General features: G+C 68.6%; 18 protein-coding genes and 3 tRNA genes. 11 read left to right on the plus strand and 10 right to left on the minus strand.

Annotated features, from left to right (window positions below):
* Nucleotides 1–19 precede the first annotated feature (19 nt).
* Entirely contained in the window at nucleotides 20–1,555 is a 1,536-nt protein-coding gene (locus tag ITJ60_RS05345; RefSeq protein ID WP_194647226.1) for a PucR family transcriptional regulator, read from the plus strand.
* A 20-nt stretch (nucleotides 1,556–1,575) separates the two neighbouring features.
* A complete protein-coding gene (locus ITJ60_RS05350) occupies nucleotides 1,576–2,193 on the plus strand; it encodes a TetR family transcriptional regulator (RefSeq protein ID WP_194647227.1) in 618 nt (205 codons plus the stop codon).
* Here the strand turns inward: ITJ60_RS05350 and ITJ60_RS05355 are convergent.
* The gene (locus ITJ60_RS05355; protein ID WP_194647228.1) at nucleotides 2,176–2,877 is read right to left on the minus strand and encodes an NUDIX domain-containing protein; all 702 of its coding nucleotides are present in this window, start codon (nucleotides 2,875–2,877) and stop codon (nucleotides 2,176–2,178) included. The two genes, ITJ60_RS05350 and ITJ60_RS05355, sit on opposite strands and share 18 nt — an antisense overlap.
* Nucleotides 2,878–3,103: 226 nt before the next feature.
* A tRNA-Leu gene (locus tag ITJ60_RS05360) sits at nucleotides 3,104–3,190 on the minus strand.
* Between the two features lie 86 nt (nucleotides 3,191–3,276).
* On the opposite strand from ITJ60_RS05360, the gene ITJ60_RS05365 reads away from it, so the two are divergent.
* The 7 genes from ITJ60_RS05365 to pknB all read left to right on the plus strand — a co-directional run bounded on the left by ITJ60_RS05365 (nucleotide 3,277) and on the right by pknB (nucleotide 12,477).
* Nucleotides 3,277–3,957 carry an FhaA domain-containing protein gene (locus ITJ60_RS05365; RefSeq protein ID WP_123292929.1) on the plus strand — a complete coding sequence of 227 codons (681 nt, stop codon included), beginning with the start codon at nucleotides 3,277–3,279 and terminating at the stop codon, nucleotides 3,955–3,957.
* Nucleotides 3,954–4,505, plus strand: coding sequence for an FHA domain-containing protein (locus ITJ60_RS05370; RefSeq protein ID WP_194647229.1), 552 nt, complete (start codon nucleotides 3,954–3,956; stop codon nucleotides 4,503–4,505). Before ITJ60_RS05365 ends, ITJ60_RS05370 begins: the two co-directional genes overlap by 4 nt.
* 6 nt (nucleotides 4,506–4,511) lie before the next feature.
* Nucleotides 4,512–5,870, plus strand: coding sequence for a Stp1/IreP family PP2C-type Ser/Thr phosphatase (locus ITJ60_RS05375; RefSeq protein ID WP_159572928.1), 1,359 nt, complete (start codon nucleotides 4,512–4,514; stop codon nucleotides 5,868–5,870).
* Nucleotides 5,867–7,309: an FtsW/RodA/SpoVE family cell cycle protein gene (locus ITJ60_RS05380; RefSeq protein WP_194647230.1), complete on the plus strand. Its 1,443-nt coding sequence runs from the start codon at nucleotides 5,867–5,869 to the stop codon at nucleotides 7,307–7,309. Before ITJ60_RS05375 ends, ITJ60_RS05380 begins: the two co-directional genes overlap by 4 nt.
* Nucleotides 7,306–8,760 (plus strand): peptidoglycan D,D-transpeptidase FtsI family protein, encoded by a 1,455-nt coding sequence (locus tag ITJ60_RS05385; protein ID WP_159572924.1) that lies wholly within the window; start codon nucleotides 7,306–7,308, stop codon nucleotides 8,758–8,760. Before ITJ60_RS05380 ends, ITJ60_RS05385 begins: the two co-directional genes overlap by 4 nt.
* Entirely contained in the window at nucleotides 8,757–10,538 is a 1,782-nt protein-coding gene (locus ITJ60_RS05390) for a serine/threonine-protein kinase (protein ID WP_159572922.1), read from the plus strand. The genes ITJ60_RS05385 and ITJ60_RS05390 overlap by 4 nt, the downstream gene beginning before the upstream one ends.
* Nucleotides 10,539–10,671: 133 nt before the next feature.
* Nucleotides 10,672–12,477 (plus strand): Stk1 family PASTA domain-containing Ser/Thr kinase, encoded by a 1,806-nt coding sequence (gene pknB, locus ITJ60_RS05395; RefSeq protein WP_194647598.1) that lies wholly within the window; start codon nucleotides 10,672–10,674, stop codon nucleotides 12,475–12,477.
* A gap of 214 nt (nucleotides 12,478–12,691) precedes the next feature.
* Here the strand turns inward: pknB and ITJ60_RS05400 are convergent, their stop codons facing one another.
* Nucleotides 12,692–13,336, minus strand: coding sequence for an anthranilate synthase component II (locus tag ITJ60_RS05400; protein WP_159572920.1), 645 nt, complete (start codon nucleotides 13,334–13,336; stop codon nucleotides 12,692–12,694).
* Nucleotides 13,337–13,417: 81 nt separating this feature from the next.
* On the opposite strand from ITJ60_RS05400, the gene ITJ60_RS05405 reads away from it, so the two are divergent.
* Nucleotides 13,418–13,672 carry a cell division protein CrgA gene (locus ITJ60_RS05405; RefSeq protein WP_111083690.1) on the plus strand — a complete coding sequence of 85 codons (255 nt, stop codon included), beginning with the start codon at nucleotides 13,418–13,420 and terminating at the stop codon, nucleotides 13,670–13,672.
* A gap of 364 nt (nucleotides 13,673–14,036) precedes the next feature.
* Here the strand turns inward: ITJ60_RS05405 and ITJ60_RS05410 are convergent, their stop codons facing one another.
* Both ITJ60_RS05410 and ITJ60_RS05415 read right to left on the minus strand, forming a co-directional pair.
* Nucleotides 14,037–14,891, minus strand: a complete 855-nt coding sequence (locus ITJ60_RS05410) for a rhomboid family intramembrane serine protease (RefSeq protein WP_194647231.1) — start codon at nucleotides 14,889–14,891, stop codon at nucleotides 14,037–14,039.
* A gap of 7 nt (nucleotides 14,892–14,898) precedes the next feature.
* Nucleotides 14,899–15,438, minus strand: a complete 540-nt coding sequence (locus tag ITJ60_RS05415) for a peptidylprolyl isomerase (protein ID WP_111083688.1) — start codon at nucleotides 15,436–15,438, stop codon at nucleotides 14,899–14,901.
* Nucleotides 15,439–15,555: 117 nt separating this feature from the next.
* On the opposite strand from ITJ60_RS05415, the gene ITJ60_RS05420 reads away from it, so the two are divergent.
* Nucleotides 15,556–16,131, plus strand: a complete 576-nt coding sequence (locus ITJ60_RS05420) for a hypothetical protein (protein WP_123339322.1) — start codon at nucleotides 15,556–15,558, stop codon at nucleotides 16,129–16,131.
* Between the two features lie 398 nt (nucleotides 16,132–16,529).
* On the opposite strand, the gene ITJ60_RS05425 is transcribed toward ITJ60_RS05420, so the two are convergent.
* From ITJ60_RS05425 to gyrB, 5 genes are all read right to left on the minus strand, one after another.
* Nucleotides 16,530–16,602, minus strand: a tRNA-Ala gene (locus tag ITJ60_RS05425).
* 55 nt (nucleotides 16,603–16,657) lie between these two features.
* Nucleotides 16,658–16,734 (minus strand) — tRNA-Ile (locus ITJ60_RS05430).
* A 75-nt stretch (nucleotides 16,735–16,809) separates the two neighbouring features.
* Entirely contained in the window at nucleotides 16,810–17,217 is a 408-nt protein-coding gene (locus ITJ60_RS05435; RefSeq protein WP_027466922.1) for a DUF3566 domain-containing protein, read from the minus strand.
* A complete protein-coding gene (gene gyrA / locus ITJ60_RS05440; RefSeq protein ID WP_216834274.1) occupies nucleotides 17,210–19,867 on the minus strand; it encodes a DNA gyrase subunit A in 2,658 nt (885 codons plus the stop codon). The genes ITJ60_RS05435 and gyrA overlap by 8 nt, the downstream gene beginning before the upstream one ends.
* A 126-nt stretch (nucleotides 19,868–19,993) precedes the next feature.
* Nucleotides 19,994–21,997, minus strand: coding sequence for a DNA topoisomerase (ATP-hydrolyzing) subunit B (gene gyrB, locus ITJ60_RS05445; protein ID WP_123292937.1), 2,004 nt, complete (start codon nucleotides 21,995–21,997; stop codon nucleotides 19,994–19,996).
* Nucleotides 21,998–22,110: the final 113 nt, after the last annotated feature.

Genomic DNA, 22,110 nt, shown 5'->3' on the forward strand with positions numbered 1-22,110 from the left:
CGGTGGATAGGGTGCTCCCATGCCCGCGACGCTGCGTTCCCTGTTGCACCGTGCCGACCTCCGCCTCCGACCGCTGACCGACGCGGACACGGGCGCCCTCGACGCCCCGCTGTCGTGGCTGCACAGCTCCGACCTCGAGGACCCGACGCCGTTCCTGGCCGACGGGCAGGGACTGCTGACCACGGGCACCCAGTTCGGCGCCGAGGCCGAGGTCCCGGAGGACGTCGCCGGCCCCTACGTCCGCCGACTCGTCGAGCGGGGCGTCGTCGCACTCGGGTTCGGCACCGAGGTCGTCCGCGCGGGCACCCCGGACGCCCTCGTCGCCGCCTGTTCGCAGCACGGGCTCCCGTTGTTCGAGGTGCCCTACGAGACCTCGTTCATCGCGGTCGCGCAGGCGAACGCCGAAGCGGTCGCCCGCGACGCGAACGCCCGGAACGCCTGGGCCCTCGCCGCACAGCGGGCGATCTCGCTCGCAGCGATGCGCCCGGACGGGCTCGGGGCCACGATCGCCGAGCTCTCCGGGCAGCTCGACGGCTGGGTCGGGCTCTTCGACGTGTCGGGGCGCCTGGACCGCGGGCACCCGGCGGACGGCGTGCCCGCGCAGGACCTCGAGCTGCTCCGGACCGAGGCGCTGCGCCTGTTGCGTGCGGGACAGCGGGCGAGCCTGCCGGTGACGACCGAGCACCACACCGGGTTCACGCTGCAGACCCTCGGCAGCGGTGGCCACCTGAGCGGCGTGCTCGCGATCGCCAACGGAGGAGCACTCGACCGCGCCGGACGCGAGGTGGTGACGTCCGTCATCGCCCTCGCCGGACTCGCGCTGCAGCAGAACCGTGAGCTGGCCCGGGCACGCGGGCTCCTGCGCACCGGCCTGCTCACCATGCTCTCGGTCGGCGATCCGGAGGTGGTCCAGTCGACCTCGCGCGAGGTGTGGGGTCCCCTGCCCGCCGAACCCGTCCGGATCGCGGCCCTCGACGTCGACGACCACGACCTCGACACCGTCGTCGACCTGCTCGAACTGTGGGTGCAGGACCGGCCCGGACAGCTCTTCTTCGCCGTCGACGACGCCCTCTTCCTGTGCGTGAGCGCCGACGACACCGCGATCGTCGAGGAACTGGTCGGGCGCTTCGACCTGCGGGCCGGCCTGTCGGACGGTGCCGCCTACCGATCGTTCGGACGCGCTCGCACCGAGGCCGTGCAGGCCCTGGACCGTCGGCGCGAAGGACGACCGGGCACCACCGAGTTCGGCGACCTCGCCCGGGAAGGCGTCCTCGCACACCTGGCCCACGTGGACGTCGACGCCGGAGCCGTCGCACGCGCGTTCCTCGCTCCCCTGCTCGAACACGACCGGTCGGCGGGCACCGAGCTCACCCGCACCGTCCGTGCCTGGCTCGAGCAGAACTGCGAGTACGACCGCGCCGCCCAGGTGCTCGGCATCCACCGCCACACGGCACGCTCCCGGGTCGAGCACGCCGGCCGGCTCCTCGACCGCGACCTCGCCGTCTTCGCGACCCGTGCCGACCTGTGGGCGGCCTTCGTCGTCGAGGGCGCGTGACGCGCGGATACGGTGGGACGATGCCGACGACACCGGCCCGCCGGCGCCTGAGCCCGGCCGAACGCGGATCCCAGATCGCTGCGGCTGCCGTCGACCTGGCGCGCGCCGAGGGCCTCGCGGCGGTGACGCTCCGCGGGGTCGCCGCCGTGATCGGGGTCGCACCCTCGCTCGTCGCCCACTACCGCCCGAGCATGGAGGACCTGGTCGGCGAGACGTTCCGCACCGTCGCGGCAGCCGAGGTCGCCGAGGTCCGCGCGATCGTCGCCGCTGCTCCCGACCCCGTCTCGGGCCTCCGCACCCTGCTCGGCTGCATCGCCGATCCCGCGCGCGACGACGTCGCCACCCTGTGGGCCGACGCGTGGAGCATCGGCCGCACGAACGCGGCACTGGCGACCGCTGCACGGGACGTCATGGACGACTGGCAGCTCCTCGCGACCACGGTCGTCGTCGACGGAGTGCGCACGGGCGTGCTGCGGACCGACGACCCGGACGGTGTGGGACGCCTGCTCTTCGCGCTCGTCGACGCCACCAACGGGTACGCCCTGGTCGACTACCTCGACCGCCCGACCCGCGAGGGCCTGGTCCGCACGACGATCGCCCGAGCGGTGGGCCTGGACGGCTCAGCCCTGTCGGGGTGACACCCGCCGCAGTGCCACCGACCGCAGTGCCACCCACTGCAGCAGCATGATCGTCTTGCCGTCGGCGATCCGGCCGTCCTCGACCATCGCGAGCGCCTCGTCGAGTGCCAGCTCGAGCACCTCGATGTCCTCGCCCTCGTCCTCGACCCCGCCGCCCGCCTCGACCCGGTCCGCCGGCGTGTAGGCACCGACGTAGAAGTGGACACGCTCGGTGACCGAGCCGGGGCTCATGAAGACGTCGCCCACGCGCACCAGGTCGCCCAGCCGGATCCCGAGCTCCTCGGCGGCCTCGCGGCGGACGGCGGTCTCGGGGTCGTCCTCGTCGAGCAGCCCCGCCGCAGCCTCGATGAGCATCCCGTCCGGGTGCCCGTTCACGTAGGCCGGCCACCGGAACTGCCGGGTGAGCAGGACGGTGCCACGCTCGGCGTCGTACGGCAGCACCGTGGCGCCGTTCCCCCGGTCGTAGGTCTCGCGCTGCTGCCGGTCCCACCGGCCGTCCCGGCGCCGGACGTCGAGCGTGGTGCGACGGAGCACGTGCCAGCCGTCCGACACGACCTCGACGTCCCGCACGACGACGTCGGGGTTGCGGTCGAGGTCACGACCGACGGCGTCGAGTCCGGTCCGCCCACGGGCATCGGGGACGTCGACACCGGGACGAGGGACTGCTGCACGATCATCGGTCACCTGGTCACGCTAGCGGCGCGGGTGGACCCGGAGCGATGCGGGAAGAACCGACCACGGGTTCTCCGGACCCGGCGTGTCGGGGTCGAGCCGCGCCTCCTGGCCGGATCCCGACCACGCGACGGACGCCGATCGGACCTGACCCGCCATCCGGCGATGGCCGCTCCGGGACGCCCCGGAAGAAACACGAAAGGCCCCGGATTCCTCCGGGGCCTTTCGCTGTTTCGCCTGGTGCGCGAGGGGGGACTTGAACCCCCACGCCGTTTCCAGCACACGGACCTGAACCGTGCGCGTCTACCAATTCCGCCACTCGCGCCAGCCCCAAAACACTACCACGCACAGACTGCCCCCTGCGCCAACCACTACCATGCAGTGGTTGACGACCGACGACTCTGGAGACACATGGGCCTGCTGGACAACTTCGAGCGAGGGCTGGAGCGCGCCGTGAACGGCGCGTTCGCGAAGACCTTCCGCTCCGGTGTGCAGCCGGTCGAGATCTCCAGCGCCCTGCGCCGCGAGCTCGACACGAAGGCCGCCGTGGTGTCGCGAGAGCGCATCCTGGTGCCGAACGAGTTCACCGTGCGCCTCGCGCCGCCGGACTTCACGCGCATGAACGACGTCGGTCGTCCGCTCATCGACGAACTCACGCAGATGGCCCACCAGCACGCCGTCGCGCAGAACTACTCGTTCTCCGGACCGGTCACCATCCGGCTGCAGCAGGACGGCACGTTGTCGACGGGCATCCTGCAGATCGACTCCACCACGGTGCAGCGCGACGTCGCCTGGATCGCCGTGCTCGACATCGGCTCGCAGCGCCACCGCCTGCAGCGCGGACGCACGGTGATCGGCCGTGGCAGCGACGCCGACATCACCATCGCGGACACCGGGACGAGCCGGAAGCACGTCGAGGTCCTGTGGGACGGCAAGCACGCCCAGGCCACGGATCTGGGCTCGACGAACGGCTCGAAGCTGAACGGACAGCACTTCCAACAGGCGATCGTGGAGCCGGACTCCACCATCGAGATCGGTCGTACCCGTATGGTGTTCCGGGTGATCCCGGAGAACGACGGAGGTGCTCGATGACCACAGGCCTGACCCTGCTCGTCCTGCGCTTCGCGTTCCTCGCGGTGCTCTGGCTGTTCGTCTTCGTGATCGTCTTCGCCCTGCGCAGTGATCTCTTCGGCCAGCGCGTGCGCACGATCCCCACGGATTCCAAGTCGGCTCCCTCCGGACCGACGACCCCGACGATCCCCGCAGCGGCGGCGCCGGCAGCGTCCTCGGGTGGCGCGTTCACCGACCTGATCGGGCAACCGACCCAGGCGACGCAGTCCGCATCGCCAGCCGCGACCCGCCTCGTGATCACCGAGGGCGCGCGTGAGGGCATGGAGATGCCGCTCGGCGGCGGACCGATCACGATCGGTCGCTCCAGCGAGTCCAACGTCGTGATCCGCGACGACTACACCTCGACCAACCACGCCCGGCTCGACCTGCGCGCCGACGGCTGGCTCCTCACCGACCTCGAGTCCACGAACGGCACCTTCGTCAACGGTCAGAAGGTGAGCGCTCCCCTGATCGTCGCGGAGCGCACGCCGATCACGATCGGGACGACGACGTTCGAGCTGCGGCGGTAACCCGGCATGACCGCTCGCACGTTGAGCGCCGCTGTGTCCCACGTGGGCCGCATCCGCGCGAACAACCAGGACTCCGGCTACGCCGGGGCGCACCTGTTCGCGGTCGCGGACGGCATGGGTGGGCACGCCGGCGGCGATGTCGCCTCGGCGATCGCGATCCGGCGCATCAGGGAGGTGGACCGCGAGTTCCCCTCCGCGCACGACGCCGAGTTCGCGCTGCAGTCGGCACTGATCGCGGCGAACCAGCTCATCACCGAGACGGTCTTCGAGCACCAGGAACTGACCGGCATGGGCACCACGGTGTCCGCGATGATCCGGGTCGGCGAACAGATCGCGATCGCGCACATCGGTGACTCGCGCATCTACCGCCACCGCGACGGTGAACTGCAGCAGATCACGTCGGACCACACCTTCGTGCAGCGCCTGGTCGACAGCGGCCGGATCACCCCGGAAGAAGCCGCGGTCCACCCCCGTCGCTCGGTGCTCATGCGGGTGCTCGGCGACGTCGATGCGGCACCCGAGGTCGACACCGCGATCATGGACATCCAGCCGGGCGACCGCTGGCTGCTGTGCTCCGACGGCCTGTCGTCGTACCTGGCCGAAGAGCGCATCCGGCACGCGCTGGCGTCGAACATGGACGCCAACCAGGTCACGCAGCGCCTGGTCAAGGAGACCCTCGACCACGGCGCCCCCGACAACGTCACCGTCGTCGTCATGGACGTCACCGCGGACGAGGTCGACGACGACGACGACGCGGCCACCACCGTCGGGTCCGCGGCCGCTCCCCTGACCTTCGAGGCGTCGACCGGTCGCAAGCCGATCCGCCTCCCCACGATCCTGCTGCACCCGCTCAAGGTCACCACGGCTCCGGAAGACTCGCACTTCGAGCCCGAGTCCGACCAGTTCTTCGCCGAACTCATCGCCGAGGACCGCCGACGCCGCATCCGACGTCGGGTCTCGTGGACGGTCGCGCTCGTGGTGGCCGTCGCCGCCCTGGTGGGGGCCGTCTTCCTCGGCTGGCGGATCACCCAGGACCACTACTACGTCGGCACCGACCGCGGCACGGTCGCCATCTACAAGGGCGTGCAGCAGTCAATCGGACCACTGGCGCTGTCGGACGTCTACGAGGACACCGACATCACGGTGTCGATGCTGCCGGACTACACCCGCGAGAACGTCCGCTCGACGATCAACGCGCAGTCGCTCGGTGACGCGCGCGACATCGTCGACCGACTGCGCAAGGCCGCCGAGACCGGGCAGGACCAAGCCGGTACCGGCGGTGACGGCGGATCCACCTCATCACCCTCGCCGTCGCCGACCCGGTCGTCGACGCCCACGCCGACCCCGACCCGGGGCTCGCGATGAGCAACGCCACCGCCCAGTCGTTCACGCAGGCGATCACGATCAAGCTCCGTGAACCCGCACGTGCTCGGAACCTCGAGCTCGTGCTGCTCGTCATCGCCTGCGGCATCTGCGCCGGCGCGATGGTCCTCGTGCAGCTCGGCACCAAGGGGCGGCTGTTCGACACCTCGGTGCTGTGGGTCGGCGCGGGCATCCTCGGGCTCGGGCTCGTGATGCACGTCGTGCTGCGGGTCGTCGCGAAGAACGCCGACCCGTTCGTCCTGCCGATCGCACTCGTGCTGAACGGCATCGGCATCGCGGAGATCTACCGCATCGACGTCCACAACGGCCTGACCGGCTGGGACGCCATCGGTGTGAAGCAGATCGTCTGGACGATGCTCGCGATGGTCCTGGCGATCATCACGCTGCTGCTGGTGCGGAACCACCGGTTCCTGCAGCGGTACCGCTACATCTTCATGTTCCTGACGATCGCGCTGCTGCTGCTGCCGATCCTGCCCGGCATCGGCCAGAACATCGGTGGCGCACGCGTCTGGATCAAGATCGGGCCGTTCTCGTTCCAGCCCGGTGAGCTCGCGAAGATCACCATGGCCCTGTTCTTCGCCGGCTACCTGGTGACCGCCCGCGACTCGCTGTCGATCGTCGGCAAGAAGTTCCTCGGCATGACGTTCCCGCGCGCCCGTGACCTCGGCCCGATCCTGGTGATGTGGGGCGCCGCGATGGCGGTCCTCGTCTTCCAGCGCGACCTCGGCACGGCGCTGCTGTACTTCGGCCTGTTCCTCGTGATGATCTACGTCGCGACCGCGCGCATCAGCTGGGTCGTCATCGGCCTCGCACTGTTCGTCGGCGGCGCCCTCGTCGCGCAGAGCGCCCTCGAGTACGTGCACGGCCGGTTCGAGCAGTGGCTCGACCCGTTCAACCAAGAGGTCTTCAGCCGCGACACCCAGGCGAGCTACCAGCTCGTGCAGGGGCTCTTCGGCTTCGCGAACGGCGGCATCACCGGCACCGGCCTCGGCCAGGGGCGCCCGTACATCACACCGGTCGCCAACGCGGACTACATCATCGCCTCGCTCGGTGAAGAGCTCGGCCTGATCGGCGTCTTCGCGATCCTGGCGCTCTTCATCGTGCTGGCCTCGCGCGGCATCCGTGTCGGCTTCATGGCACAGGACGACTTCGGCAAGCTGCTCGGCGTCGGCTTCGGCTTCGTGATCGCCCTGCAGGTGTTCGTCGTCGTCGGTGGCATCACCCGCGTGATCCCGGTGACCGGCCTGACCACACCGTTCATGGCCGCGGGTGGTTCCTCGCTCATCGCCAACTGGATCATCGCCGCGATGCTGCTGCGACTCACCGATGCCATCCCAGCCGAACAACGCGTCCAGCAGGGCGCGATCCCCGCCGCGAGCGGGCGGTCCGCGCGCGCGACCAGGAAGGAGCGTCGTCGATGAACCGACAGCTCCGCGGTGTCTCGACCGTCATCGTGCTCATGTTCGTCGCACTCTTCGTGTCGACGACGTCCATCCAGTTCTTCTCGGCGGACTCCCTCCGCGCCGATTCCCGCAACTCGCGCACCATCTTGGACAGTTACTCGACCAAGCGCGGTGCGATCCTCGTCGGCGGCAGCCCGATCGCCGAGTCGACCCCCGTGGACGACCAGTACGAGTACCAGCGCAAGTACACGAACGGTGAGCTGTACTCGGCGGTCACCGGGTACTTCACCATCGGCCAGGGCAACACCGGCATCGAGAGCGCGGAGAACACCGTGCTGTCCGGCAACTCGGACGCCTCGTTCTTCCAGAACCTCAACTCGATCCTCACCGGTCAGGACGTCCAAGGCGACAACGTCAACCTGACGATCGACCCCGCCGTGCAGCAGGCTGCGTACGAAGCCCTCGGCACGAACAGCGGTGCCGTCGTCGCCATCCAGCCGAAGACCGGCAAGATCCTCGCGATGGTCTCGAAGCCGAGCTACGACCCGAACACCCTCACCTCGCACGACACCGCGAAGGTCAAGGAGCAGTACGACGCCCTGCTCGGCGCGTCGTCGTCCCCCCTGCAGAACCGCGCGATCGGCGGCGACCTGTACACGCCCGGATCCGTCTTCAAGCTCGTCGTGGCATCAGCGGCGCTCGAGGGCGGCAAGTACAACCTCGACTCGACGTTCCCGAACCCGTCGCGCCTGCAGCTCCCCGGCACGAGCTCGTACATCAACAACGCCGAGGGCGGCACGTGCGGCGGCGGCGACAAGGTCAAGCTCCGCACGGCCATCCAGTACTCGTGCAACATCCCGTTCGCCGAGCTCGGACAGAAGCTCGGGTACGACGCGATCAAGAGCATGGCCGACAAGTACGGCTTCGGTGACGCCATCGAGGTCCCGATGTCCGCGACCGCCAGCCAGTACCCCGAGGTCGACTCCACCGCGCAGCTCATGCTCAGCGCCTTCGGCCAGGCGAGCGTCCGGGTGTCCCCGCTGCAGATGGCCATGGTGTCGGCCGGCATCGCGAACGGCGGCAAGGTCATGCAGCCCTCGCTCGTCGACTCGATCACCACGAGCGACCTGAAGACGGTCGAGTCCTTCTCCCCGAGGCAGTACAGTGATCCGCTGTCGTCCTCCGAGTCCGCTGACCTCACCGAGGCCATGCAGAGCGTCGTGAACGCCGGGACCGGAACGAATGCCAAGATCGACGGTGTCGACGTCGCAGGGAAGACGGGCACGGCCGAGGGCGGAACAGGCGATCCCTACACGCTCTGGTTCACCGGGTTCGCGCCCGCGAAGGACCCGGAGGTCGCCGTGGCGGTCGTCGTCGGAGACGGCGGCGGGCTCGGTCAGTCGGGAGTCGGCAACACAGTCGCGGCCCCGGTCGCGAAGAAAGTCATGGAGGCGGTGCTGAACAAATGAGACCCACCAGCGGACTCACCTTCGGTGGGCGGTACCAGCTCTCGTCCCGGGTCGCCATCGGCGGCATGGGAGAGGTGTGGCAGGCCACCGACCTCGTCATCGGCCGAACCGTCGCACTCAAGATCCTCAAGGACGAGTACCTCGGCGACCCCGGGTTCCTCGAGCGCTTCCGCGCCGAGGCCCGCCACGCTGCGCTCGTCAACCACGAGGGCATCGCCAACGTCTTCGACTACGGCGAAGAGGACGGCAGCGCCTACCTCGTGATGGAGCTCGTCCCCGGCGAAGCGCTGTCGACCATGATCGAGCGCGAGCACACGCTGCCCGTCGACAAGGTCCTGGACATCGTCGCGCAGACCGCGAACGCCCTGCAGGCCGCACACGCGGTCGGTCTGGTGCACCGCGACATCAAGCCCGGCAACCTGCTCATCACGCCGGACGGCCGGGTCAAGATCACCGACTTCGGCATCGCGCGCATCGCCGACCAGGTCCCGCTCACCGCGACCGGCCAGGTCATGGGCACCGTGCAGTACCTCTCGCCCGAGCAGGCGAGCGGGCACCCGGCGTCGCCGTCGACCGACATCTACTCGCTCGGCATCGTCGCGTACGAGGCCCTCGCGGGTCGTCGTCCCTTCACGGGTGAGTCGCAGGTCGCGATCGCTATGGCGCACATCAACGAGCAGCCGCCGGCGTTGCCCGGGGACATCCCCGAGCCCGTCGCTGCCCTCGTGATCTCGTGCATCGCGAAGAAGCCCGCCGATCGTCCCGCCACCGCCGCCAACCTCGCGCGCGCCGCACAGGCGCTCCGTCGTGGTGACGTCGCAGCGGCCACCGTCGCCGTCCCCGCCATCGCGCAGGGTGGCACCGTCGCGTTCAACCCGCCGCAGGGTCAGGGCAACGACGCCGCCACGGCACTGCTCGGCACCCAGTCGGGCGCGGCAGCCGCGGGCGCCGGCGGACCCGGCGCACCGGTGTCCCCGTCGAACGACGAGGCCGAGGAGCCGAAGAAGAAGCGCGCCTGGATCTGGTGGGTCGTGGGTGTCGTCGTGGTGCTCGCGATCGCCGCCGTCATCGGCGCGTTCGCGCTGAACGGTTCCGCCGATCCGAGTCCGTCGCCGTCCAGGTCCGTCTCGAAGAGCCCGCGCCCCTCGCAGACGCCGACCCCGACTCCGACGCCCTCGCCCACCGAGACCCGCGTCACGCTGAGCAACGACGAATACGTCGGCATGTCCACCGCCGAAGCCGAGTCCCAGCTCCAGAGCCTCGGCTTCCAGACGGCGGTCGAGGACGGCGACGCCGCGCCGAACGCCGACCAGGCCAACACGGTGCAGTCGATCACGCCGACGGGCAGCGTCCTGCAGGGCTCGCTGGTGACCATCCGGCAGTACACGACGCCGCCGTCCGTGGCGAAGCCCGCCGCAGCGAAGGCCGGCACCGTGTCGTCCGACGGCTCGGTCCTGTTCAGTTGGCAGGCGTCCGAGTGCCCCGTCGGGTACACGGTCTCGACGTACACCTGGGTCGCGAAGAACGGCAAGGACGCGTCCGGTGCGACCTCGGGCACGATCTCGTCGACGGCGGTGACCATCCAGGCAGACGCCGTGGACACCCCCGTCACCTTCGTGTACTCGGTCACGTGCGGCTCCAACGGCAACACCCTGCCGAAGTCGCCCGGCTCGGACGCTGCGACGGCGACCTGGACGGCGGACGAGACGGATCCGGGCGACACCACGGACCCCACCGACGGGACCAACCCCACCGAGACCCCGATGGACGGCAACTGAACGACCCCCGGACGGGGACTGTCGACACCGTTCGGTAACGGTTCGGTCGACCCCTCGCCGGCCAGCGTCTCACCAGGTGGTGCTGCCGTACACTAGCCCGGACGGACAGACGGAGGAGTACGTGCCAGAAGGTGTGACCGCGGGGATCACCCTCCTCGCCAACCGTTACGAGATCGGTGATGTCATCGGCCGAGGCGGCATGGCAACCGTGCACCTCGGCAACGACACCCGTCTCGGTCGCAAGGTCGCGGTGAAGCTCCTGAAGCCGAGCCTGGCCAACGACCCGGCGTTCCGCACCCGGTTCCGGCAGGAAGCCCAGGCAGCTGCACGCATGGCCCACCCGACGGTCGTCCGGGTGTACGACGCCGGTGAAGAGACCGTGACCGAGACCTCGGGCGCGGAGGTGCAGGTCCCCTTCATCGTGATGGAGTACGTCGAGGGCCGTCCGCTCTCCGACATCATCGCCGAGGGCGCCGTCGCTCCGGCCGAGGCCGTCCGCATCACCGAGGGCATCCTGACTGCGCTCGAGTACTCCCACCGCGCCGGCGTCGTGCACCGCGACATCAAGCCCGCCAACGTCATGGTCACGCACAACGGCCAGGTCAAGGTCATGGACTTCGGCATCGCCCGAGCCATCACCGACACCTCGGCCACTGTCGCGCAGACCACGTCGATCCTCGGCACCGCGTCCTACTTCTCGCCGGAGCAGGCCCGCGGCGAGACCGTCGACGCCCGCACGGACATCTACTCCACCGGTGTCGTGCTGTTCGAGCTCCTCACCGGCCGTGCGCCCTTCCTCGGCGACACCCCGGTGGCAGTGGCCTACCAGCACGTCAGCGAACAGCCCGTCGCTCCGTCCTCGATCACGCCCGAGGTCTCTCCGGCACTCGACGCCGTGACCCTGCACGCCCTGGTCAAGGACCGCACGCGCCGGTTCCAGAACGCCGCCGAGTTCCGCTCGGACCTGCAGCAGGCCGCTTCGGGTCGGGTTCCGGCGTCCACCAAGAAGATCCAGCAGAACGCGGCGAACGACGCGTCGACGGTGCTGTTCGGGGTCGACCCGCGCACCACCTCGAACCCGGCCGCGGCCTTCCGCGAGCTCGACGACGACACTGCCGAGCACCGCCCGCAACGCACCCAGAACCGTCCACCGGTGGCGTGGATCTGGGTCGGCATCCTGCTGACGGTGGCGGTCATCGTCGGCGTCGTGTTCTTCGTCGCCAACCTGCAGCCGGGAAAGCCGCCGGTCTCGTCGTCCGTGAGCGTGCCGAACGTGACCGGGTCGACCTACAGTGCCGCGGTCAGCGCCCTCGAGAAGAAGGACCTCACACCGGTCAAGGTCGAGGAGAACTCCGACGACGTCGACAAGGGCATGGTCATCCGCACCGACCCGGGCTCCGGGATCAACGTGGGGCGGAAGTCCAACGTCGACGTGGTCGTCTCGCTCGGCCCCCAGCGGCTCCCGGTCCCCGAGTTGAACGGGCAGTCCCAGGCAGCTGCACAGCAGACGCTGGAAGACGCCGGCTTCCGCGTCGGCGCGATCAGTTCCGACTACTCGTCCGACCTGCCAGAGGGCACCGTGATGAGTTCCGACCCCGAGTCCGGTTCGCTCCACACCAAGGGCATCGTGATCAACCTGACGGTCTCCAACGGCAAGGTGCAGCTGCCGAACGTCACGAACCAGCAGTTCGCCGATGCCAAGGCGTCGCTCGAGCAGCTCGGCCTGACCGTGACACCGTCACCGTCGTACTCGTGCACGGGTGGCCTCGTCACGCAGCAGGACACCCCCCAGGGCGACGTCGCCCAGGGAAGCGCGGTCACCCTGACCTACTGCGCCGCGTCGAGCCAGCCGACCAAGGCCCCGTCCGACGACGGGAACGACAAGGGCGACAACGGCGACAACGGGGACAACGGCGGCGACAACGGCGACGGACGCTGACCAACCGATCAGGGACGACGCCATCGGGGCCGTCGACCCGACCGTACGCGTACGCGCGCAGCGTGACGGACCGGTGACGGGCCTCCCGTCGGCACGCTGACGGCCAGGAGGCCCGGCGCCTCCCCGCCACGCGTCCGTGCGCCCGTCGGGTCGTCGCGTCCACTGCTCCAGGCGCGTCGACGCACGACGCCGTCGAGCGCGCCCTCCTGGCGCGTCAGGCGCGGTGGGTCGCGATGAGCGGGCCGAGCCCGTCGGCGCGCTCGGCGGCACCGGACAGGCCGGTGGTCTCGAGCCAGTTGCCGACCATGCGGTAGCCGCCCTCGGTCAGGACCGACTCGGGGTGGAACTGTACGCCGTAGAGCGGGTGGTCGCGGTGCTGGACGCCCATGATGACGCCGCCGCCGGTCCGGGCCGTCACGGTCAGTTCGTCGGGGACCGTGCCGTCGACGATCGCGAGGGAGTGGTACCGCGTCGCCGTGAAGGGGTGCGGGACTCCGGCGAAGAGCGTGCTGTCGTCGTGGTCGACCTGCGAGGTCTTCCCGTGCATGAGCTCGTCGGCGTGCGTGACCGTGGCCCCGAGGGCTTCTGCGATGGCCTGGTGGCCGAGGCAGACCCCGAGCAGCGGCGTGCCGGACGCGATCGCCGCGTGCACCGTGGGGATCGAGACGCCGGCGTCGGCCGGGGTCCCCGGGCCGGGTGACAGCAGCACACCGTCGTAGTCGGCGATGCGGTCTGCGATCTCCGACTCGGGGAAGGCGTCGTTGCGCACCACATCCGTCTCGGCCCCGAGCTGCTGGACGTACCCGTTCAGCGTGTAGACGAAGCTGTCGTAGTTGTCGACGACGAGGATCCTGGTCATGGCGGTTCACCGTACTCGTGGGGGATGTGTGCAGCGGTCTGCGGGCCGATCCACACACGTGGTCACGGTAGGATACCGGCCATGGCCAGTGACAAGGACCGCACCAAGCCCGCCCGGAGGACCCGAGCCGACTCGGTCGACACCGCGGGGGACGCCCCGAACCCGGTGTGGTTCAAGCCGGTCATGTTCGGCTTCATGATCATCGGCCTCGTCTGGGTGATCGTCTTCTACATCTCGAACGCGACCCTGCCGGTGCCGAGCCTCGGCTCGTGGAACATCCTCGTCGGCTTCGGCATCATGTTCATCGGCTTCCTCATGACCACCCGCTGGCGCTGATCCACAGCCTCGAGACACTCTGACGCCCGTCGCACCAGTTGGTGCGGCGGGCGTTGTCGTTCTCCACAGGGCTTTCGGCCGCTGGTACCCAGATCATCGAGGATCCCGGCGGTTCTCCACACTTCTCCACACTCTCCACATCGTCATCCACACCCGGACCCCGGAGTTATCCACAGCTGAGTCCACAATGGGGATAATCACACGCGTGTAACTCACCGGTTTCTCCACACCTGTGGATAACTCCGCAGGTGCCTTGTGGACGAGGACTTGTCGGGCCCGATTCGCGCCCCGAGGTGACGGTGGAACGACGAACGCCCCGCCGCGGAAGCGACGGGGCGTTCGGTGGACGTGTGTCCGGCTCGGGTCAGCCGATGGTGACGGCGTACCCGACTGCCGTGAGGACGATGCCCACCACCGCGGAGGCGACGAGCAGGCCGATCTGCAGCGGCCGCTGCCGGATGTTCCGGGTCTTGGCGAACACGAAGCCCACAAGGAAACCGCCGATGATCCCACCGACGTGCGCCTGCCACGAGATGTTCGTCCCCGGGAGGAAGCCGACGACCAGGTTGAGGCCCATGATCACCAGGAGCTGGACGGCGTTCTGACCGAGGCTCCGCTGCAGGACGAAGAACGCCGCGAAGAGACCGAAGATCGCGCCGGACGCCCCGACCACCCAGGTGCCGGGGGCGAGGAACGTGACGAGCATCGAACCGAAGATCCCGGTGATGAAGTACAGCGCCACGAACCGCCACGCACCGAGCATGTTCTCGAGCATCCGGCCGAAGATCCACAGCGCCCACATGTTGAACAGGATGTGGAGGATGCCCGAGTGGACGAAGAGCACGGTCACGACCCGCCACGGCTGCGTGGGCAGCAGCAGCGAGTTGTAGGCGAGCAGGCTGGTGAAGAAGCCCCCACTGACCTGGTCCAGCAGCCAGATGGCGACCGTGATCGCCACGATGACGACCGTCGCCTTCTGGTCGAGCATCGCGAAGCGCCGTCGCGCGACCGTCAGCCCACTGGGGGCTCCGGACGCGCGACGGTTCGCTGCGAACTGTGCGCGCTGCTCACGCACGCACTCCGGGCAGTGCACCCCGACTGCCGCCGGCGTCTGGCACTCCGGGCAGATCGTCCGCCCGCAGCGCTGGCAGAGGACGAAGCTCTGCCGGTCCGGATGCCGGTAGCAGGTGTTGTTCGGGTTGTACGCCTGGTCGGTCACGTGAGGATCAGACGCCTTCGACGTCGATGCTCTGGATGACCACGTCCTCGACGGGCTTGTCACGGCCGTCGGTGGGGACACCCTCGATGGCGTCGACCACGGCACGCGACTCGTCGTCGGCGACCTCACCGAAGATGGTGTGCTTGCCCTGCAGCCACGGCGTCGCCACCGTGGTGATGAAGAACTGCGACCCGTTGGTGCCACGGCCACCCTGGATGCCGGCGTTGGCCATGGCGAAGATGTAGGGGTTCTGGAACGTGAGCTCGGGGGAGATCTCGTCGTCGAAGCGGTAGCCCGGGCCACCGATGCCCTGGCCGAGCGGGTCACCGCCCTGGATCATGAAGTCCTTGATGATGCGGTGGAAGACGACGCCGTCGTAGAGCTTGTCGGTGGAGACCTTGCCCGTACCCGGGTGGGTCCACTCCTGCTTGCCCGTGGCGAGGTCGACGAAGTTCTTGACGGTCTTCGGTGCGTGGTTGCCGAACAGGTTGACGCGGATGTCGCCCTTGTTGGTGTGGATCGTTGCGACAGCGGTGTGCAGAGACATGTTCCGATTCTCGCATGTAGCGGCTGCGTACGGACCGTACCCACAGGTGAGGCTCCGTGACCTGTCAGGGACTCTGGTGGCAGGATGGGTGTCACGCCGATCCGATGGAGGTACCAGATGACGACGATCGAGATCCCGCGCAAGCGTCGGAAGCAGATCAAGAAGCTCAAGGGCCAGACCGCCTCGCTCCTCGGAGAGCAGCGCAAGGTCCTCGAGCACGCGAACGCGATCCTGGCGGAAGCCCGGTCGAACGCAGCCGACGCAGCCCGCAAGGACATCGCCCCCCGTGTGCAGAACGCGATCGACAACGGGATCCGTCCCGCGGTCGCAACGGGGGTGCACGCTGCGACGTCCGCAGCACACAGCGCTTCGCACAAGTTCCAGTCCGAGGTCATCCCCGGGCTGGTGTCGACCGCCGGCTCCGTGCTGAGCGTCACCGACCTCGCGAAGGACCCCCGGGTCAAGAAGATCGTGAAGAACGCCCAGAAGAAGGGCAAGAAGGCCAAGAAGGCTGCTGCGAAGTACGTGCCGTCGCAGCAGAAGAAGGGCATCGGCTTCGGTGGTGTCGCACTCATCATCGTCGGCGTCGTCGCCGTTGCTGGTGCTGCGTACGCCGCGTACCAGACGCTCCGCGCCGACGACGACCTGTGGGTTGCCGACGACGCTGACACGGCGGAGAAGCCTGCCGCCTGACCTCCACGGTTCGTACGAAGGGCCCCGGCACTCCGCCGGGGCCCTTCGTCGTTCCCGGGTGCAGCGCTGCGACGAGGCTCGGTGTTCCCGTGTCCGGTACTGCGCGGCCGCGCCCGTCGGCCGACGCCGAGGTTCCACGACGTGCCGCACGCCACCCGCCGAGGTTCCGCGGACGGCCCCTGGAGCGCCCGAGATGCCGAGATCTCGGAACCTCGGCGGCGCGAGACCTCGGCGCACCGGCACCCGCCCGACCCCGAGCATGCACGACGACGACGAACGCTCGACGTCTCGCCGAGGCGGCCATCGCGGAGCGGCCAGTGCCGAAGGCACGAGGCCAGCACGGCGGAACGACCCGGCGGAGAGAGGAACGACCGCAGCAGGGTCATCCCGGAGTGGAGTGGAGCCTGGGAGAATCGAACTCCCGACATCCTGCTTGCAAAGCAGGCGCTCTACCAACTGAGCTAAGGCCCCGGGTGCCACCGAGGTGATCGGCGGCGGGATGGAATTGTCGTGTGTTCCGAAGAACTGGTGGGGCTACAAGGACTTGAACCTTGGACCTCTTCGTTATCAGCGAAGCGCTCTAACCGCCTGAGCTATAGCCCCTCAGACCGGATGAAAGCCTACCCCACGGATCTCGCAGAACGAAATCGAGCGATCGGCTCACCCGGCCCGGGTGTGTCAGTTGTTCGTGAAGCCGACGAGCAAGCCGCCGGTGATGCGAACACTGAGGTTGTAGAGGACGCTCACGATGGCGCCGAGCACGGTGCCGACGACCACGTTGAGGATGCCCACGACGATGGAGAACCCGAGCACCTGACCCAGTGAGAACTGGTCCATGATCGAGTAACTGTTCTGACCGGTGACGTCCTTCAACAAGGCGTCCACCTGCGTGAACACGCCCGTCTGGTTGAGGATGACCCACACCAGCGCCGTGGCGACCACGATCACGATGCTGCCGGCCAGGGCGATGAGGAAGCTGAGCTTCACCATCGACCAGAAGTCGACGTAGACCAGCCGCAGCCGCACTTGGCGGGTGCCGACGGGTCGCTTCGCCTTCTTCTGGAGCTTCTCGGCGACACTACTCATTGCTTGACTGGTCCTCTCCGGCCTCGTCCGCGACGGGCTCGGTGTCGATGGGATCAGTGGAGTCCGGTGCCGCTTCGGAAGGGCTGACCGTCTCCACCGGGCCCGCTGGCTCGATCTCGGCGTCGTCCTGGTCGACCAGGTTCCGCTCGGTGTTCTGGGCCACTGCGATGATCTTGTCGTTCGCCGCGAACCTGGCGAAGACGACACCCATGGTGTCGCGACCCTTGGCAGGGACCTCGGCCACGGCAGACCTTACCACCTTGCCCGATTGCAGCACGACGAGCACTTCGTCGTCCTCACCGACGATGAGAGCACCCACAAGGTCACCTCGGTCGGTCGCCAACTTCGCCACCTTGATGCCGAGACCACCGCGTCCCTGGATGCGGTACTGGTCGACGGCGGTGCGCTTGGCGTACCCGCCCTCGGTCATCACCCAGACGAAGCCGTCGTCCGCCACCACGCGCGCGGCCAGGAGCGAGTCGCCGTCGCGGAAGGACATGCCCTTCACACCGGAGGTCGACCGACCCATCGGCCGCAGGGTGTCGTTCGTCGCGGTGAACCGGAGTGACATGCCCTGTCGGGAGACGAGCAGCAGGTCGTCGTGCTCGTCGACGAGCAGCGCCTGCCGGAGCTTGTCGCCGTCGCGCAGGTTGATCGCGATGATGCCACCGGTGCGGTTGGTGTCGTACTCGGTGAGCGCGGTCTTCTTCACCAGCCCGTGCTCGGTCGCGAGGACGAGGTACTGCGCGACCTCGTAGTCACGGATGTCGAGCACCTGCTGGATCTGCTCGTCCGGCTGCATCGCGAGCAGGTTCGCCACGTGCTGGCCCTTGGCGTCGCGGCCGGCTTCCTGCAGCTCGTACGCCTTGGCGCGGTAGACCCGGCCCTGGTCGGTGAGGAACAGCAGCCAGTGGTGCGTCGTCGTGACGAAGAAGTGTTCGACGATGTCGTCCGCGCGGAGCTGGGCACCACGGACACCACGGCCACCACGGTGCTGCGAGCGGTACTGGTCGCTGCGCGTGCGCTTGACGTACCCGCCGCGGGTGATGGTGACGACCATCTCCTCTTCGGGGATGAGGTCTTCCATCGACATGTCGCCGTCGTAGCCGAGCATGATCTCGGTGCGACGGTCGTCGCCGAAGCGGTCGACGATCTCCTCGAGCTCGTCGCGGATGATCGTGCGCTGCCGGGTCTCCGACGCCAGGATGTCCTGGAAGTCGGCGATCTTGCGCTCGAGCTCTTCGGCCTCGTCGTGGATCTTCTGGCGCTCGAGCGCGGCCAGTCGACGGAGCTGGAGCTCGAGGATCGCGCGCGCCTGGATCTCGTCGACGGACAGCAGGTCCATCAGGCCGGAGCGGGCCTCTTCGACGTCGGGCGAACGACGGATGAGCGCGATGACCTCGTCGAGGGCGTCGAGCGCTGCGAGGTAGCCGCGCAGGATGTGCGCGCGCTTCTCGGCCTCGCGCAGGCGGAACTGGGTGCGGCGGACGATGACGTCGACCTGGTGCGCGACCCACGCCGAGATGAACCCGTCGAGCGGCAGGGTGCGGGGCACACCGTCGACGATCGCGAGCATGTTCGCGCCGAAGTTCTCCTGCAGCTGCGTGTGCTTGTACAGGTTGTTCAGCACGACCTTGGCGACGGCGTCGCGCTTGAGCACGATCACGAGGCGCTGGCCGGTGCGACCAGAGGTCTCGTCGCGGATGTCCGCGACGCCGGCCAGCTTGCCGTCCTTGACCAGGTCGGCGATCTTGATCGCGAGGTTGTCCGGGTTGACCTGGTACGGCAGCTCGGTGACGACGAGGCAGGTGCGACCCTGGATCTCCTCGACGTTGACGACGGCGCGCATCGTGATCGAACCACGACCGGTGAGGTAGGCGTCCTGGATGCCCTTGGTGCCGAGGATCTGCGCACCGGTCGGGAAGTCGGGCCCCTTGATGCGCTGCATGAGCGCGGCGAGGAGCTCTTCGCGCGTCGCCTCGGGGTTGTCGAGCGCCCACTTCGCGCCCTCGGCCACCTCGCGCAGGTTGTGCGGCGGGATGTTCGTCGCCATGCCGACCGCGATGCCGACCGAGCCGTTGACGAGCAGGTTCGGGAACCGTGCCGGCAGGATCGCCGGCTCCTGGGTCCGACCGTCGTAGTTGTCCTGGAAGTCGACGGTGTCCTCGTCGATGTCCCGGACCATCTCCATGGCGAGCGGCGCCATCTTGGTCTCGGTGTACCGCGGGGCTGCTGCGCCGTCGTTGCCCGGCGAGCCGAAGTTGCCCTGGCCGAGTGCGAGCGGGTAGCGCAGCGACCACGGCTGCACCAGACGGACCAGCGCGTCGTAGATCGCCGAGTCACCGTGCGGGTGGAACTGCCCCATGACGTCACCGACGACGCGGGAGCACTTCGAGAACGCGCGGTCCGGACGGTAGCCGCCGTCGAACATCGCGTAGATCACGCGGCGGTGCACCGGCTTCAGGCCGTCGCGGACCTCGGGCAGCGCACGGCCGACGATGACCGACATCGCATAGTCGAGGTAGGAACGCTGCATCTCGAGCTGCAGGTCGACCTGCGAGATGCGGTCACCGGAGACGACGATGTCCCCGCTGTCGCCGTGGACGATCTCGGGCTGCTCGTCGGGGGCGTTCTCGTTGTCGTCAGCCATTGGCTTGCGTTACCTTTCTGACGGCCGGGAGGCCGTGGTGACGTTCGTCGCGGTGGACGCGACCACAGGTGGTCCGGACCAGAGCGCGCGGCTGGCACCGCGCCTCCAGGCCAGGGTCGAGACTGTTCAGATGTCCAAGAAGCGGACGTCCTTGGCGTTCTGCTGGATGAACTGGCGACGTGCGTCGACGTCTTCACCCATCAGCGTCGAGAAGGTGCTGTCCACCGCGGCGGCGTCCTCGAGCGTGACCTGCAGGAGCGTGCGGGTGTCCGGGTTCATCGTGGTGTCCCAGAGCTCCTTGTAGTCCATCTCGCCGAGGCCCTTGTAGCGCTGGATGCCGTTGTCCTTCGGGATCCGCTTGCCGGCGGCGATGCCCGACTGCATCAGGGCGTCGCGCTCCCGGTCGCTGAACACGTACTCGTGTGCGGCGTTCGACCACTTCAGGCGGTACAGCGGCGGCTGCGCGAGGTACACGTAGCCGCGCTCGATGAGCGGCCGCATGTAGCGGAACAGCAGGGTCAGCAGCAGCGTGGTGATGTGCTGGCCGTCGACGTCGGCGTCGGCCATCAGCACGATCTTGTGGTACCGGGCCTTGTCCGGGTCGAAGTCCTCACCGATGCCGGCGCCGAACGCCGTGATCATCGACTGGATCTCCTGGTTGGCGAGCGCGCGGTCGAGCCGCGCCTTCTCGACGTTCAGGATCTTGCCGCGCAGGGGCAGGATCGCCTGGGTCATCGGGTTGCGGCCCTGCACGGCGGAACCGCCGGCGGAGTCGCCCTCGACCATGAAGATCTCCGACAGGGTCGGGTCCTTCGACTGGCAGTCCTTCAGCTTGCCGGGCATGCCACCCGACTCGAGCAGCCCCTTGCGACGCGTGGTCTCGCGGGCCTTGCGGGCCGCGAGCCGTGCCTGCGACGCCTGGATCGCCTTGCGGACGACGTCACGGGCCTGGGTCGGGTTGCTCTCGAACCAGTGCGTGAGCTCGGCGCCGACGACACGCTGCACGAAGCCCTTCGCCTCGGTGTTGCCGAGCTTCGTCTTCGTCTGGCCCTCGAACTGCGGTTCGCCGAGCTTCACGGAGATGACGGCCGTCAGCCCTTCACGGATGTCGTCACCCGTCAGGTTGTCGTCCTTCTCCTTGATGATCTTCGTCTCGCGCGCGTACTTGTTCACCAGGTACGTCAGGGCCGCGCGGAAGCCCTCTTCGTGGGTGCCGCCCTCGTGCGTGTTGATCGTGTTCGCGAAGGTGTGGACGCTCTCCTGGTACGAGGTGTTCCACTGCATCGCGACCTCGAGCGCGATCTTGCGCTCGGTGTCCTCGGACTCGAAGCCGATGACGTCCGGGTGGACGAGGTCCGCCTTCTTCTGCGCGTTGATGTACTCGACGTAGTCGGCGAGACCACGCTCGTACATGAAGGAGTCGTTCCGCGCCTCTTCCCCTTCTTCCGGGGTGCGCTCGTCGCGCAGGTTGATCCGCAGGCCCTTGTTGAGGAAGGCCATCTGCTGGAACCGGGTGCGCAGGGTCTCGTAGTCGAAGACGACGGTCTCGAAGATCTCGGCGTTCGGCCAGAAGGTGATCGTGGTGCCGTGCTCGTCGGACGGTTCGTCCTTGGTCAGCGGTGCGACCGGGACGCCGTCGGTGTAGCTCTGGCGCCAGACGTGGCCCTGCTGTCGGACCTCGACGTCGAGCTCGGAGCTCAGCGCGTTCACGACGGAGGAACCGACACCGTGCAGACCACCGGACACCGCGTACGCGCCGCCGCCGAACTTCCCGCCGGCGTGCAGGACGGTCAGGACGACCTGGACGGTCGAGACGCCCTCGGCCGCGTGGATGCCGACCGGGATGCCACGGCCGTTGTCGACCACGCGGACACCGCCGTCTTCACGGATGGTGACGTCGATGGTGTCGCAGTACCCGGCGAGGGCTTCGTCGACGGAGTTGTCGACGATCTCCTGGACCAGGTGGTGCAGACCGCGGGGCCCCGTCGAACCGATGTACATACCGGGACGCTTGCGGACCGCCTCGAGCCCCTCGAGCACCTGAATCTGGTCTGCTCCGTAGGACGGTTCGCTCTGCGGGGTCTCCGCGTCGAGCGGGTTCTGCGGGTCGTCTTCAGATTCTGATGCCATGTCGAGCGTGCTCCTGCCTGCGCGCGGAACGCCCGCGCACTGCACCTCCCAGTCTACCGCAGAGGCCCCTCTTTCGAGGGCTCATCCGGCCCACAGGCGGGCTTTTTTGGCAC

The organism is Curtobacterium sp. VKM Ac-2884 (genome assembly GCF_015350945.1).
In the GTDB taxonomy this organism is placed as follows: domain Bacteria; phylum Actinomycetota; class Actinomycetes; order Actinomycetales; family Microbacteriaceae; genus Curtobacterium.